The sequence below is a fragment of the Streptomyces sp. AcH 505 genome, assembly GCF_000818175.1.
Lineage (GTDB): Bacteria > Actinomycetota > Actinomycetes > Streptomycetales > Streptomycetaceae > Streptomyces.
On the sequence record NZ_JTIY01000002.1, the window covers coordinates 62,639 to 77,007 of the forward strand.

A 14,369-nucleotide genomic window follows, 5' to 3' on the forward strand; every position below is an offset into this window, starting at 1 on the left:
TCCGCCGCGTCGGCCGCCGAGTCGACCAGCGGCACGATCACCCCGGCCGCCCCCGCGTCCAGCGCGTGCCCGATCGCCGCCGCCTCGTTGGCCTCCACCCGCACCAGACCGACCGCCGTGCTGCCCTTGGTGTCGACGGCCGTCAGCGAGGCGAGCAGCCCGCGGTACTCGATCAGCCCGTGCTGCGCGTCGAGCGCCACATAGTCGTACCCGAGTCTGGCGACGCGCTCGGTGGAGACGGGCGAGTCCAGGACCGACCAGTAGCCGATCAGCTCCTGACGGGCGCGCAGGGCGGTGGCGAACGCGGCGGGGGTCATGGGCAGGTGCTCCTTCTTACGGGGTGTGATGTGGGGGGTCGGTGCGGGGGGTTCGGTACCGGCCGCTGGGCTCAGCGGTGGTAGGCGGGCATCGGTCCGCGCAGGGCCCGGCCCACCTCGTCACAGGCGGCCGTCACGTCGGCGGGCAGCGGCCCGGCGGCGGCCGCCGTGATGTTGGCGGTCAGCTGGGCGGTGCTGGAGCCGCCCAGCAGCAGCGCGTCGGTCGAAGGACGGCCCAGCAGCCAGCGCAGAGCCAGTTCGGTGAGCGCGAGCCCCGCCCCTTCGGCGATGGTGGTGAGCTGCCCGACGGCGTCGAACAGCCGCTCGTCCCAGTAGCGCTGCCGGTACATCCCGGCGAGCTTGGAGTCACCGAACCGGCCGGACGACGGCGTCTCGGCGAACCGGTGCCTGCCGGTGAGCAGTCCGCCGCCGAGCGGGTTGTAGACCATCGTGCGCAGCCCGCTGTCCGCCGCGTACTCGACGTACTCCTCCTCGATCCTGCGGGCCAGCAGATTGTGCAGCTGCTGCGCGAGGACCGGCCGGGGCGCGCCCACCTCGTCGGCGGTGCGGACCAGTTCGGCGATCCGCCAGGCGGCGAAGTTGGAGACGCCGAGCGCGAGCACCTTCCCCTCGGCGACGAACTCGGCGACCGTGCCCAGGGTTTCGGCGAGCGGTGTGGCCCGGTCGGGCTGGTGCAGATAGAACAGGTCGACCCGGTCGGTGCCGAGTCGCTTCAGGCTCCCCTCCAGCGCGGCCCGCAACCCGGCGGCCGACAGCGGCGCGTGGTCGCCCTGGTCCGGGTGCGGGATGCCGGCCTTCGTGGCGAGCACGATCCGCTCGCGCCGCCCCGGCAGCAGACCGGCGAGGATGCGTTCGCTGGCGCCGCCCGCGTAGCCGTTGGCGGTGTCGACGCCGGTGAGGCCCGCGTCCAGCGCGGTGTCCAGCATCGCGGCGGCGCCCGCCGCGTCGACGGTGTCGCCGAAGGTCATGGTGCCGAGCACCAGACGGGACAGCGGGACAGGCACCTGCGGCAGTTCGATGGACCCGACGGTGGAGTCGGTGCCGGTGGTCACTGGGTGGTTCCTTCCGGTACGGCGGTGAGCAGGGCGCGCGGCTTGCGGCCCTTGATCGCCACGGGGTCGAGGGAGGCGCGGCGCAGCGCCCTGGTGTACGGGTCGGCGGGCGCGGCGAGCACGTCGGCGGTCGGTCCCGTCTCGACGATCCGCCCCGCGCGCAGCACCACCACATCGGTGCTGATCTCCCGTACGACGCCGAGGTTGTGCGCGATGACGAGATACGCGATCCCGGTCTCGGCCTGCAACTCCCGCAGCAGGTCCAGCACTTGGGCCTGGACCGACACGTCGAGGGCCGATGTCGCCTCGTCGCACACCAGCAGTTCGGGGCTGGAGGCGAGCGCCCTGGCGATACCGATGCGCTGGCGCTGGCCACCGGAGAACTCGGGCGGGCGGCGGTGCAGCGCCGCCGCCGGCAGGCCGACCCTGTCGATGAGGACGGCGGCGCGCCTGGCCCGCTCCGCCTTGTCCCGGACCCCGGCCAGCCTCAGCGGCTCGGCGACGATGTCCTGGGCGCTCAGATGGGGATCGAGCGAGCCGTACGGGTCCTGGAAGACCATCTGCACCCGGTGGCGCAGCGGGCGCAGCCGCCGCTCGGGCAGGGCCGCCAGATCCTCGCCGTCCAGCAGGATCCGGCCGGAGGCCGGCTTCAGCAGCCGGACCAGCGCGCGGGCGAGGGTGGACTTGCCGGACCCCGACTCGCCGACGACCGCGAGCCGGCCGCCGCGCTCCAGGGTGAACGAGACGTCGTCCACGGCCCGGAAGGGCCCCTGCCGGGTGGCGTACTCGACGGTGAGGTTCTCGACGGACAACAGTGGTGTGCTCACCGGGCTGCTCCCTGCGCTGCGATGTCGGTGCCGGTCCCTGAGCCGCTGCCGGTGGCTGTCCCTCCGGGCGGGCTCTGGCCGTCCTCGTCCCAGGGGCCGAGGCGCGGCACGGCGGCCAGCAGATCACGGGTGTACCGCTCGACGGGGGACTCGACGATCTGCTCCGCCGTGCCCGACTCGACGAACCGGCCCTCCCGCATCACATGGATCCGGTCGGAGACCATCCTGGCCACCCCCAGATCGTGCGTGATCATCAGTATGCCGATGCCGGTGCGCTCCTGGAGCTCCATCAGCAGCCCCAGCACGCTCGCCTGGACGGTGGCGTCCAGCGCCGACGTCGGCTCGTCGGCGACGAGCAGCCGCGGTTCGGCGGCGAGTGCGACGGCGATCAGGACGCGCTGCAGCATGCCGCCGGAGAACTGGTGCGGATACGCCTTCCAGCGGGTCTCCGGGCGCGGGATGTGCACCCGCGCCAGCAGCTCGGTGCCCCGCTCCCTGGCCTCGGCCCTGGACAGCTCCGGATGCCGCAGCCGTACGGCGTCGCCGAGCTGGCGCCCGATCGTGTGGACCGGGCTCAGCGCCGTCATCGGGTCCTGCGGCACGAGCGAGACGGTACGGCCGCGCAGCCGCCGTACCGCGCCGGGCTCCGCGATCACGTCCGTACCGGTGATACGGACGCTGCCGGACATGACGGCGAGTCCGTCGGGCAGCAGCCGCAGCACCCCCATGGCCGTGGTCGACTTGCCCGACCCCGACTCGCCGATGAGGGTCACGGTCTCACCCTGCCGCACGGTGAAGTCGACACCGTCCACGGCGCGCACCACGCCGTGCGGGGTGACCAGTTCGATCTGCAGCCCCGCCACGTCGAGGAGCGGTGCGTCGGTGGTGTCGGAACGTTCGGACACCGGTGTGCCGGTCATGGCTCAGGCTCCCTTCGTGGTGCGGGTGCGGGTACGGTCGCGCAGCCCGTCACCCATCAGGTTGACCCCGACGACCAGCAGCGCGATGACCAGTCCTGGCAGGGTCACCAGCCACCACGAGGTGGTCAGGTAGTCCTGTCCGTCGGAGATGATGCGGCCCCAGGTCGCGAAGGGCCGCTGCGGTCCGGCGCCGAGGAAGCTCAGGGCGCTCTCCAGCAGGACGGCCTGGGCGAGCAGCAGCAGGATGACCAGGCTGGCGGGGCGGATGATGTTGGGCACGATGTGCCGGCCGAGGATCGACCAGTTGCGCAGCCCCAGCACCCGGGCGGCGGCCACGTACGGCTTCTCCCGCTCGACGAGCACCAGGGAGCGGGTCAGCCGGGCGACCTCGGGCCACTGCGCCACCGCGATCACGCAGGTGATGACGGTGACGGAGGGCCCGAAGAGGGCCACCACCAGGAGCAGCATCATCAGCAGCGGCAGGGCCAGCTGCGCTTCGAGCACGCGGGAGACGACCGCGTCGACCCAGCCGCCGAAGTAGCCGGCGGCCGACCCCGCCACCAGGCCGATGACGCCGGAGACGAGCACGGCGAGCAGACCGACCGTCAGGGACACCTGCCCGCCGTGCAGGACACGGGAGAGCAGGTCGCGGCCGAGCTGGTCGGTGCCGAAGACATGCCCGTCGGTGAAGGGGGCCAGCCGGCGCGCCGACAGGTCCTGCGCGTCGGCCGCGGGCAGCGGCAGCACTCCGGCGAGCGCCACGGGCAGGGCGACGATCACGGTGCAGACCGCGCCCGCCCACAGCTTGACGTGTGCGGCGCGCTGTTGCCGGGTCGCGGTGGCGCGGGCCAGTTGGCGCGGCGTGACCGCGCTCGGCCGGGTGAGGGTGGCACTCATGGCTCAGGCCGCCTTTCCGAGACGTACCCGCGGGTCGAGCAGCGGATAGGCCAGGTCGACAAGGAGTTGGACGAGGATCGCGAGGGTCGCTGTGACGAGCACGGTGGCCTGGATGAGCGGGTAGTCGCGGGTCTCCAGGGCGCGTACGACGAGGGAGCCGACGCCGGGCCAGCCGAAGACGACTTCGACCACCACCACGCCGTTGAGCATCGCGGCGAACCGGGTGCCGATCGCGGTGAGCAGCGGCACCCCCGAGTTGCCGAGCGCGTAGCGCCAGGTCAGCGCGGATTCACCGACACCGCGCGAACGGGCGACCGTGATGTAGGGAGAGGCGAGGGCTGTTGTCATCTCGCGCCGTACGAGCCGGGAGACGAGCGCCAGTTGCAGGATGGCGACGGTCACGGTGGGCAGGATCAGACCGCTCCACGACGTGAATCCGGACGCGGGCAGTACCGGGATCAGGACGGCGAAGACGGTCAGCAGCATCACGCCCGTCCAGAAGTCCGGCATGGACTGCCCGGCGATGGTCAGTACGTTGGCGCCGACCTCGCGGCTGGTGTCCGCCCTGCGGGCCATCCAGACGCCGAGCGGGACACCGACGACGACGGTGACGATGATCGCGGCTACGGACAGGGTGAGCGTGTACGGCATGCGGTCCAGCACGACCTGGAGCGCCGGGGAGTGGAACGAGTAACTCGTGCCCAGATCCCCGGTGACCAGGTCGCGCAGGAAGATGCCGTACTGCGTGATCATCGGCTTGTCGAGGCCGAACTGGGCGCGGATGTGCGCCAGGTCGGCGGTGGTGGCGGAAGGTCCCGCGTAGGCGGCGGCCGGGTCGCCCGGGGCGAGCCGTACGAGCACGAAGACGGCGGACAGGGTCAGAAATACGGTCAGCAGGCTCTGCCCGACACGGCGGGCCAGATACATCGGCACGGCTCAGCCCCCCAGCCGCACTGCGGACAGGTCGTAGGAGTTGATCGGGAGCAGATCGAGCCCGGCCACCCGGTCGCGGCGCGCGAGCAGGGTCTTCGGCGCGAAGGCCCACAGACACGGCCAGGTGTCCCAGATGGCGCGCTGCACGTCGCCGAGGCGGGTGGTGCGCTCGGCCGGGTCGACCTCCTGGGCCGCGGCCGACAGGGCCTGTTCGATGTCCGGCTTCACGTATCCCATGAACGCGTCGCCGGTGCGCTCCTTGGCGGGCGTGCCGCCGTAGAGACCTTGCAGGGTGGTCAGCGCGAGCCCGGTGGGGTTGCCGAAGCCGTTGCCGATGATGTCCCAGTCGCCGCCGCGGCCCTGGCGCCACTTGAGGATGTCGCCGCCCGGCTCGAACTCCTGGAGCGTGGCACGGACCCCGACGTCCCCCAGCATCGAGAGGACGGCCTCCATCACGGACGCGTCGGCGGCGAACTCGCCGGACTCCCAGATGATCTTCACCTTGAGCCCGTCGGCGCCGAGCGTCCGCAGTGTCTTGCGGGCCAGGCCGGGGTCGAAGGCGTACGAGCCGGTGCGTATCGCGCCCTGGAGGGCCAGCGGGACGACCCCGTCGGTCTGCTCGGCCGAGCCGGTCAGGACGTCGCGTACCAGGGCCTTGCCGTCGATGGCGTACGTGAGCGCCTTGCGGACCCGGGGGTCGGCGAGCGGGTGGCCCTTGGGCTTGCGGAAGTTGTAGAACAGCACGCACAGCCGGGTGCCGGCGGTCTCTTCGAGGGTGACGCCCGGCAGCCCCTGGAGCTGTTCGGCCGAGTCGGGCGTGAGCGTGTCGATCACGTCGAGTTCGCCGCTGCGGATCGCGACGACCCGGCTGGACTCCTCGGGTACGAACCGCACCCGCACGTTCTCGACGGCGGGCGGCTTCCCCCAGTAGTGGGGATTGCGGCCGAGGGTGTACTCACCGGCGCCGCCGTTCGCGCTGAGCACCTTGTAGGGGCCTGAGCCGATCCCGGAGCTGAGTTCCTCCGGCCGGTTCGCCTTGGCGGGTGTGATGTGGATGTTGGCCATCAGCAGATCCAGCACCGGCACCGGCTTCTTGGTGTGCAGCCGGAAGGTGCGGGCCCCGGTGGCCTCGACGGTGGGCAGCTCGGGGAAGAGCCCGAGCAGGAACGAGCCGTTGACCTTGCCGTACATGGTCAGGGCGGTGGAGACATCGGTGACGGTGACCGGGCTGCCGTCGGAGTAACGGACCCCGGCGCGCAGCCGGACGTCCCAGACGGTGGGCCCGGTCATCTCGAACCGGTCGGCGAGGACCAGCTGGGTCTTCATACCGGGCCCGATGCGGGTCAGGGTCTGCCGGACGGCGCGCTGTACGGTCACCGCCGCGTCGAACTGGTTGAGCTTGTTGTCGAGGCTGACCAGCGAGCGGTTCAGGCCCAGCGTCAGCGTGCCGGGCCCGGGGGCGCCGGTGGGCCCGGCACACGCGGTGAGCGGGCCGAGCGTGATCGCGGCTCCGCCGGCCGCGCCCCACTGCAGCAGGGTGCGACGGCTGAGCGTCTCACTCAGGGGAGTACGGGTCATCGTTGACCTTCTCGGGTTCTTGGACGCGACTGGCTCGGACCGCCGCCCGGTGTGTCGGGGGCGGCAGGTTGTCGCGGCGCAAAACGTCGCACGATTGCGTGTTTCGCGCAAGAGGTCTCGCGCATTTCGCGCAAGGTGTGCCATCATCAGCCGCCGAGGCGGTCCGTCAGGTCCGCCGTCCCGGTCACCCGAGGAGAGAACCGCACCCGTGTCCCCGAACAGCGACGGCATACGTCCGCCCGGCCGCGTCATCGCGCTGGCGGACGACCTGTCCGGAGCCGCCGAGACGGCCGCCCTGCTGCGGATCCGCAGCACGGTCGTCCTCGGGCCCGCCGCCGCGCCCGCGCCCGCCGAAGGCGAGGCCGTCGTCCTCGACCTCGACACCCGCCACCTCTCGGCGGACGAGGCACACGGGACGGTGGCGGCCGCCCTGGCCGGGCTCGGCGCGGCCGTCGGCGCACCGGACACCCTGGTCCTGAAGAAGACCGACTCGCTGCTGCGGGGCAATCTCGCCGCGGAGGCCGCCGCCTTCGCCCGCGGCGCCGAAGGGCTGGTCATCGCCACCGCGCTGCCCGCCGTCGGCCGCACCGCACGCGGCGGCGTCGTCCATCTGCACGGCACCCCGCTGCACGAGACGGACGCCTGGCGCGCCGAGAGCGCACCGCCGCCGCGCTCCGTCGCCGAGGCGCTCGGCCGGACGGCCCGGGACACCGGCATCCGCGCCGAGGTCGTCCCGCTCGCCGTGGTCAGAGGCCCGGCCGAACAGCTGCGTCAGCGGCTCCGCACCCTCGTCGCAGACGGTCGCACGCCCGTCTGCGACGGCGAGAGCGACGCCGACCTCGACGCCGTCGTCCGCGCCGCAGCCCGCTGCGGCCCCGGCGTACGGCTGATGGGGACGGGCGGTCTCGCCGCCGCCGTCGGACGGCTCACGGACAGCCCTGACGCGCCGTCACCCGTACTCGTGGGCGGGCGGGTTCGGCCGCTGCTCGTGGTGGTCGGCACAGCCGAACCGACCGCCGTTGCGCAAATCGCGCAACTCACCGCCGTCGGCGCGCACCACATCGCGCTCCCGCCCGACGCCCTCGGCGCACCTGCGGGCGCGCCCGTCCTGCCCGGCCTCGCACCCGGCGGGGTCACGGTCCTCAGCATCGACGGGAGCGGCGGCATTCGGCCGGGCACCGCGCGCGCCCTGGTGGCCGGCCTCGCCAGGACCGTGGCCGCGCCGGCCGTGGCCGGCCCGCCCGTCGTCGCCGATCTCGTACTGACCGGCGGCGAGACCGCCCGCCGGGTCCTCGACGCCCTCGGCGTCACCCAGCTCTTCCCCCTCGGACAGATCCAGCACGGCGCCGTGCACAGTGCCACGGCCGACGGCCGCTCGGTCGTCACCCGGCCGGGCAGCTTCGGCGACGTCGACTCGCTGCTGCGGATCGTCCGCACGCTCCGCCCCGGCCTCCGGCCCCACCCCGTACCGCAAGGAGAAGCCCTGTGAACGCAAGCCCGACCGCCGACAGCGCCCAGCAGACCGGCAGCGACACCGCCCGGCTCCCCGTCATCGCGGTCACCATGGGCGACGGTGCCGGAATCGGCCCCGAGGTGATCGTCCCCGCGCTGCTCGACCCGGACACGCTGGCCCGCTGCCGGCCCGTGGTCGTCGGCGACGCGCGCCGGCTGCGCCAGGCCGCAGCGCTGCTGGGCCTCGACTGCGAAATCGTGCCCGTCGAAGGGCCCGAGGACGCCGAGTTCACCCCCGGCCGGGTCAACGTCATCGACCTGGGACTGCTCCCCGCCGACCTGCCCTGGGGCCGGCTGTCCGCCGTCGCGGGCGACGCGGCGTACCACTACGTACGGGTCGCGGCCGAACTCGCCGTGGGCGGACGGGCCGACGGCATCTGCACCGCGCCGCTCAACAAGGAGGCGCTGCACGCCGGGGGCCACCTCTACCCCGGGCACACCGAACTGCTGGCCCATCTCACCGGCGTCAAGGAGGTGTCGATGATGCTGTCGACGCCCAAGGTGAAGGTCATTCACGTCACCACCCACATCGGACTGATCGACGCGGTCAACCGCATCGAGCCGGGGCTCGTGGAACGCACGGTGCGCAGAGGCCACCAGGCGATGGTGCGGGCCGGCGTGCCGGAACCCGTCATCGGGGTCTGCGGCATCAACCCGCACGCCGGCGAGAACGGCCTGTTCGGCTACGGCGAGGAGGAGGAGAAGATCGTGCCCGCCATCGAGATCCTGCGCGCCGACGGCATCGACGCGCGCGGTCCGCTCCCCGCCGACACCGCGTTCTTCCTCGCGGGCCGCGGCGACTACGACCTGATCGTGGCCATGTACCACGACCAGGGACACGGCCCGGTGAAGGTGCTCGGCATCGAGGCCGGCGTCAACCTCACCGTCGGACTGCCCGTCATCCGCACCTCAGTTGACCACGGCACCGCGTTCGACATCGCGGGCACCGGCGTCGCCGAGGCCGGTAGCATGGTCGAGGCCCTGCGCCAGGCGGCCGAGATGTCATCCGCAGCCGTCCGGTGAGCAGCCGTCCGGTGAGTGAACCGGTGCGGGAATCCGTCGAAAGAGGATCAGTGCCGATGTCCCCGATCGGATCCACGGCTCGCCGTGACCGTATCGTCCAACTGGCCAACACCACGGGCCTCGCCAGCGTCGAGGAGCTGTCCCAGCTGTTCGGTGTGACGGCCTCGACGATCCGGCGCGACCTGGCGAAACTCACCGGCGACGGGCGGCTCGCCCGGACGTACGGCGGTGCGATGGCGCTCGCCGCCCACCCCGAGGCGTCGCTGCGCCAGCGCACCGGCGAGGCGTTCGAGGCGAAACAAGCCATCGCCCGCTGGGCGGCGGCACAGATAGGGGCCGGCGAGACCATCCTGCTCGACGCGGGATCCACCGTCGGGGCGCTCGCGCACGAACTGCGCACCGCCAAGGAACTGACCATCGCCACCACGGGTCTGACGGCCCTTCAGGAACTCTCCGACGTGGAGACCCTGCACATCGAATGCCTCGGGGGGACCCTGCGCCCGCTCAGCCAGGGCTTCGTCGGCCCGCTGACCGAGGCGGCGCTGGACCGGATGACCTTCGACCGGGTCTTCCTCGGCGCCGACGGCGTCTCGCCCGAACACGGCATCTGCGAGGCGGATCTGCGTCAGACCCGCCTCAAGGAGCTGATGGCCCGCCGCGCCGAGCAGGTCTACGTCCTCGCGCACGCGGCGAAGCTCGGCCGGGGACCGTTCCACGCCTGGGCCCAACTGCCGCCGGGCTGGACCCTCGTCACCGACAGCGCCGCCGAGGCGCCGGTGGTCGAGGCACTGCGCGCACGCGGCGTGCAGGTCGTCCTGACCGAACCGTAAGCGGGACGCTTCTTTCGGGGCCTCAGCCCAGCTTCGGAATCTCGATGGCGGGGCACCGGTCCATGATCATGTCGAGTCCGGCGGCGCGGGTACGTTCGTACGCCGCGTCGTCGATGACGTCCAGCTGGAACCAGACGGCCTTGGCGCCCGCGGCGACAGCCTCGTCGGCGACCGCGCCCGCCAGGTCGCTGTTGACGAACACATCCACCACGTCCACCGGGAACGGGATGTCTGCCAGCGACGCGTACCCCTGCTCGCCGTGGACCGTCTCGGCCTTCGGGTGCACCGGTACGACCCGCTTGCCGAAACGCTGGAGCACCCCCGCGACCCCGTAGGCGGCGCGCGCCGTGTTGTTCGACAGGCCCACCACCGCCCAGGTGTCACCCGTCGAGGTCAGAATCCTGCGGATCGTCTCTGTCTCTGCGTCCATGACCTGCACAACGGCCCGTGCGACCGGGCCATTCCCGGCACATAGGGTGGGGCGAATGCAGGAGCAGTACAGAACGATCGCCCGCGCGGGCGAGCACGAGACAGAGGTGAACCGCTCACGGTTCATCTGCTCGCTCGCGCCCGCGGCGACCGAGCGGGAGGCGCAGGAGTTCGTCGCGGCCGTACGCGCCCGGTACCCGACCGCCGGGCACCACTGCTTCGCGTACGTGATCGGCGCCGACGCCTCCGTACAGCGGGCGAGCGACGACGGCGAGCCGGGCGGCACGGCGGGCGTCCCCATGCTCCAGATGCTGCTCCGCCGCGAGACCCGCTTCGTCGTGGCGGTCGTCACCCGCTACTTCGGCGGCGTCAAGCTCGGCGCCGGCGGTCTGATCAGGGCGTACGGCGGAGCCGTCGGAGAGGCCCTGGACGCGGTCGGCACCCGCACCCGGCAGCGGCTGCGGCTCGCCACCGTCACCGTCGACCACCAGCGCGCTGGAAAGCTGGAGAACGACCTGCGCTCCACCGGGCGCACCGTGCGCGGGGTCCGGTACGCGGCGGCCGTCACGATCGAGATCGCGCTCCCCGACGCGGAGGTGGCCGCCTTCGGCGCCTGGCTCGCCGACACGACGGCGGGCACAGCGGTACTGGAGCTGGGCGCCGAGGCGTACGGCGACGCGTGAGCAAAACGGAGGTCCGTGGGGGAGACGGTGACGATCGGCGCTAGCGTGGTGGGCTGTTGAGCGGTAAAGGCCGGCGTGACGTACGTACGGCGCGCGGGTGGGGAAAGGGAACGATGGGGCTCGGAGCTGTCTGTTGAGGATTCTGCACACGTCGGACTGGCATCTCGGCCGCTCGTTCCACCGGGTCGGTCTGCTGGACGCCCAGGCCGCCTTCCTCGACCATCTCGTGGCGACGGCCGTCGACCGCGCCGTGGACGTCCTGCTGGTCGCGGGCGACGTCTACGACCGGGCCGTGCCGCCGCTGACCGCCGTCGAACTGTTCGACCGGGCGCTGCACCGGCTCGCGGCGGCGGGCGTACCGACCGTCATGATCTCCGGGAACCACGACTCCGCCCGCAGGCTCGGCGTCGGAGCGGGCCTCATCGAACGGGCCGGGATCCATCTGCGGACCGACCCGGCGGGCTGCGCCACCCCCGTCCTGCTCGCCGACGCCCACGGCGAGGTCGCCTTCTACGGCCTGCCGTACCTGGAACCGGCCCTGGTACGCGACGAGTTCAAGGCCCCGAAGACCGGGCACGAGGCGGTGCTCGGCGCGGCGATGGCGCGGGTACGCACCGACCTCGCCGCCCGCGCCCCCGGCACCCGCTCCGTCGTACTCGCCCACGCCTTCGTCGCCGGCGGCGCACCCAGTGACAGCGAGCGCGACATCACCGTCGGCGGGGTCGAGTCCGTGCCCGCCGCGGTCTTCGACGGCGTCGACTACGCCGCGCTCGGCCATCTGCACGGGGCGCAGACCGTGACGGAGCGCGTGCGCTACGCCGGATCCCCGCTCGCCTACTCGTTCTCCGAGGCCACCCACCGCAAGACGATGTGGCTGGTGGAGCTCGGCCCCGGCGGCGAGCTCGAAGCCGAACGGATCGACTGCCCCGTGCCCCGCGCGCTGGCCCGGCTGCGCGGCCGGATCGACGACCTCCTCGACGACCCGGCGCTGGCCCGGCACGAGGACGCGTGGACCGAGGCGACCCTCACCGACCCGGTCCGCCCCGCCGAACCCATGGCCCGGCTCACCAAGCGCTTCCCGCACACGCTCAGCCTGGTCTTCGACCCGGACAGGACCGACGACGACCCGCACGCCTCCTACGCGCGCCGGCTGCACGGCCGCACCGACCAGCAGATCGCCGAGGACTTCGTCGCGCACGTCAGGGGCGGATCCGGGCCCGACACCCGCGAACGCGCCGTGCTGCGCGGCGCTTTCGACGACGTACGGGTCGAAGCGACCGTGCGTGAGGTGACCCCATGAGACTCCACCGGCTGACCGTCGCCGCCTTCGGCCCCTTCGCCGGCACCGAGGAGGTCGACTTCGACGCGCTGTCCACCGCCGGGATCTTCCTGCTGCACGGCCCGACGGGCGCGGGCAAGACCTCCATCCTGGACGCCGTCTGCTACGCGCTGTACGGCGAGGTGCCCGGCGCCCGGCAGGGGGCGGGGGCCGCGCTGCGCAGTGACCACGCGGCGGCCGGGACCGCCACCGAGATCAGCCTCGAACTGACCGTGGCCGGCCGCAGACTGGAGATCACCCGGCGCCCCGCCCAGCTCCGCCGCAAGCTGCGCGGTACGGGCTTCACCACGGAGAAGGCCCAGAGCTGGCTGCGCCAGTACGACGCCGACAGCGGCGACTGGCGGGCGCTCAGCCGCTCCCACCAGGAGATCGGTGAGGAGATCAGCCAACTCCTCGGCGGGATGAGCAGGGACCAGTTCTGCCAGGTCGTCCTGTTGCCGCAGGGCGACTTCGCCCGCTTCCTGCGGGCCGACGCGGAGGCGCGTGGCAAACTGCTCGGCCGGCTCTTCGACACCCGCAGGTTCGCAGCCGTCGAGGACCGGCTCGCCGAACTGCGCCGGGCGGCGGAACACCAGGTGCGTGCGGGCGACGAGCGGCTGTTGTCCGTCGCGCAGCGCATCGCGCAGGCGGCGCGGGACAGTTCGGCGCCGCCGCTGCCCGAGCGGCAGCCCGGTGACCCGGGCCTCGCCCCCGCTGTGCTGGGGTGGGCGGCGCTCGCGCGCTCCCTCGCGGTCGAGCGGTCCGACATCGCCGCTGCGGCGCTCGAAGCGGCCGGGAGCAGACAGGCCGCTGCCCGCACGGCTCTGGACGGCGAGCGCGAACTGGCCAGACTCCAGGACCGGTTCGCCGAGACCCGGCAGCGCGCCGACACCCTGGAGCAGCGCCGCCCGGCGCGCGACCGGGCCCAGGCCGTCCTCGACCGGGCGCACAAGGCGGAACTCGTCGCGCCCGCACTGGAGTTGCGCGAGGACGCCGAGCGCGCACACCGCGGCGCCGCGACGGAACACGACCGCGTGCTGCACCGTCGCCCCGCCCACCTGCCGGCCGCTCTCGCCGAGGCGGGAGCGGAACAACTCGTCGCGCTGGAACGGGCGGTGAGCCAGCAGCTCGGCGCCCTCGACGCCGCCAGGACCGCCGAGCAGCGCAGTGCTCACATCACCCAGGACCGCGCCGCCCTCGACCAGGAGGCGCGGTCGGACGAAGCGATCCTTGCGGACGCCGTCGGATGGCTGAGCGGCTGGGAGTCCACCCGGGCCGCACTGCTGGCGCGCATCGACGAGGCGCAGGTGGCAGCCGCCCGCGCCGAACAGCTCGCGGGTCAACTCGACCCCGCCGCACGGCAGCTCGCCGCCGCCCGCCGGCGCGACGACCTCCAGGGGGCGGTCGGGAAAGCCGCGCAGACCCTCAACGCGGCCAAGGAACACACCAACCAGGCCCACGAACGCTGGCTGGAGCTGCGCGAGCGCAGACTGCACGGCATGGCAGCGGAGTTGGCGGCCCGACTCGCGGACGGCGAACCCTGCGCGGTCTGCGGCTCCGCCGACCATCCGGCCCCGGCCAGGGCGACGGACGGGCAGGTGGACCCGGCGGCCGAGGAATCCGCGCTGAACCGGTACCGCAGCCTGGGCCAGGCACGCGACCGCGCCGACGTGGCGCACAGCGCCGTACGGGAGCGGTACGTCGCCGCCGAGGCCGAGGCCGACGGTGCGAGCGTCGCCGAACTCACCGATCTCACCCGGCGGCTGGAGGACGAACACCGCGCGGCGCACACGCTCGCGGCGGGCACGCACGCGGCGCGCGAAGCCCTGGAAAGCGCCGAGCGGGAACACCGGAACCGGCTGGCCGCCCAGTCAGGCGCCGAGCGCAGGATCGCCGCCCGCACCTCGCGGCGCGAAGCTCTCGACGCCGAACAGGCCGCACTGCGCGACGAGTTGGCCAAGGCACGCGGCGACGCCCCCAGTGTCGCCGCCCGCGCGGCCCAACTGGAGTCGGGGGCGCGCTGGCTGGC

14 protein-coding genes are annotated in these 14,369 nt (G+C 73.0%); 6 read left to right on the plus strand and 8 right to left on the minus strand.

Annotated elements, in window-relative coordinates; genetic code table 11:
- The 7 genes from HY68_RS30380 to HY68_RS30410 all read right to left on the minus strand — a co-directional run.
- The coding region (locus tag HY68_RS30380) for an aldolase/citrate lyase family protein (protein WP_041997866.1) at nt 1–317 on the minus strand (317 nt) is incomplete at its 3' end.
- A 71-nt stretch (nt 318–388) separates the two neighbouring features.
- A complete protein-coding gene (locus HY68_RS30385; protein WP_078864026.1) occupies nt 389–1,390 on the minus strand; it encodes an aldo/keto reductase in 1,002 nt (333 codons plus the stop codon).
- Nucleotides 1,387–2,217: an ABC transporter ATP-binding protein gene (locus tag HY68_RS30390; protein WP_052457319.1), complete on the minus strand. Its 831-nt coding sequence runs from the start codon at nt 2,215–2,217 to the stop codon at nt 1,387–1,389. Before HY68_RS30390 ends, HY68_RS30385 begins: the two co-directional genes overlap by 4 nt.
- The gene (locus tag HY68_RS30395) at nt 2,214–3,137 is read right to left on the minus strand and encodes an ABC transporter ATP-binding protein (RefSeq protein ID WP_052457321.1); all 924 of its coding nucleotides are present in this window, start codon (nt 3,135–3,137) and stop codon (nt 2,214–2,216) included. The genes HY68_RS30390 and HY68_RS30395 overlap by 4 nt, the downstream gene beginning before the upstream one ends.
- Before the next feature lie 3 nt (nt 3,138–3,140).
- A complete protein-coding gene (locus tag HY68_RS30400) occupies nt 3,141–4,034 on the minus strand; it encodes an ABC transporter permease (protein WP_041997868.1) in 894 nt (297 codons plus the stop codon).
- A gap of 3 nt (nt 4,035–4,037) precedes the next feature.
- The gene (locus HY68_RS30405; RefSeq protein ID WP_041997870.1) at nt 4,038–4,961 is read right to left on the minus strand and encodes an ABC transporter permease; all 924 of its coding nucleotides are present in this window, start codon (nt 4,959–4,961) and stop codon (nt 4,038–4,040) included.
- A 9-nt stretch (nt 4,962–4,970) separates the two neighbouring features.
- The gene (locus HY68_RS30410; RefSeq protein WP_041997872.1) at nt 4,971–6,545 is read right to left on the minus strand and encodes an ABC transporter substrate-binding protein; all 1,575 of its coding nucleotides are present in this window, start codon (nt 6,543–6,545) and stop codon (nt 4,971–4,973) included.
- A gap of 208 nt (nt 6,546–6,753) precedes the next feature.
- On the opposite strand from HY68_RS30410, the gene HY68_RS30415 reads away from it, so the two are divergent.
- The 3 genes from HY68_RS30415 to HY68_RS30425 are packed head-to-tail and all read left to right on the plus strand — an operon-like array spanning nt 6,754 to nt 9,910.
- The gene (locus tag HY68_RS30415) at nt 6,754–8,034 is read left to right on the plus strand and encodes a four-carbon acid sugar kinase family protein (RefSeq protein WP_241778809.1); all 1,281 of its coding nucleotides are present in this window, start codon (nt 6,754–6,756) and stop codon (nt 8,032–8,034) included.
- A complete protein-coding gene (gene pdxA, locus HY68_RS30420; protein ID WP_241778810.1) occupies nt 8,031–9,080 on the plus strand; it encodes a 4-hydroxythreonine-4-phosphate dehydrogenase PdxA in 1,050 nt (349 codons plus the stop codon). The genes HY68_RS30415 and pdxA overlap by 4 nt, the downstream gene beginning before the upstream one ends.
- A 56-nt stretch (nt 9,081–9,136) precedes the next feature.
- Complete coding sequence (locus HY68_RS30425; protein WP_041997875.1) at nt 9,137–9,910, plus strand: DeoR/GlpR family DNA-binding transcription regulator; 774 nt, start codon at nt 9,137–9,139, stop codon at nt 9,908–9,910.
- Nucleotides 9,911–9,932: 22 nt separating this feature from the next.
- On the opposite strand, the gene HY68_RS30430 is transcribed toward HY68_RS30425, so the two are convergent.
- The gene (locus tag HY68_RS30430; protein ID WP_041997877.1) at nt 9,933–10,340 is read right to left on the minus strand and encodes a CoA-binding protein; all 408 of its coding nucleotides are present in this window, start codon (nt 10,338–10,340) and stop codon (nt 9,933–9,935) included.
- 55 nt (nt 10,341–10,395) lie between these two features.
- On the opposite strand from HY68_RS30430, the gene HY68_RS30435 reads away from it, so the two are divergent.
- The 3 genes from HY68_RS30435 to HY68_RS30445 all read left to right on the plus strand — a co-directional run.
- Nucleotides 10,396–11,022: a YigZ family protein gene (locus tag HY68_RS30435; RefSeq protein ID WP_041997879.1), complete on the plus strand. Its 627-nt coding sequence runs from the start codon at nt 10,396–10,398 to the stop codon at nt 11,020–11,022.
- 133 nt (nt 11,023–11,155) lie between these two features.
- Nucleotides 11,156–12,322, plus strand: coding sequence for an exonuclease SbcCD subunit D (locus tag HY68_RS30440; protein WP_041997880.1), 1,167 nt, complete (start codon nt 11,156–11,158; stop codon nt 12,320–12,322).
- Nucleotides 12,319–14,369: SMC family ATPase (locus tag HY68_RS30445; protein WP_042000246.1), on the plus strand; the 2,051-nt coding region annotated here is incomplete at its 3' end. The genes HY68_RS30440 and HY68_RS30445, both read left to right, overlap by 4 nt.

Coding starts and splice junctions, on each gene's coding strand:
- HY68_RS30395 (WP_052457321.1), bottom strand. CDS start 3,137: ATGACCGGCACACCGGTGTCCGAACGTTCCGACACCACCGACGCACCG.
- HY68_RS30400 (WP_041997868.1), bottom strand. CDS start 4,034: ATGAGTGCCACCCTCACCCGGCCGAGCGCGGTCACGCCGCGCCAACTG.
- HY68_RS30405 (WP_041997870.1), bottom strand. CDS start 4,961: ATGTATCTGGCCCGCCGTGTCGGGCAGAGCCTGCTGACCGTATTTCTG.
- HY68_RS30410 (WP_041997872.1), bottom strand. CDS start 6,545: ATGACCCGTACTCCCCTGAGTGAGACGCTCAGCCGTCGCACCCTGCTG.
- HY68_RS30425 (WP_041997875.1), top strand. CDS start 9,137: ATGTCCCCGATCGGATCCACGGCTCGCCGTGACCGTATCGTCCAACTG.
- HY68_RS30430 (WP_041997877.1), bottom strand. CDS start 10,340: ATGGACGCAGAGACAGAGACGATCCGCAGGATTCTGACCTCGACGGGT.
- HY68_RS30435 (WP_041997879.1), top strand. CDS start 10,396: ATGCAGGAGCAGTACAGAACGATCGCCCGCGCGGGCGAGCACGAGACA.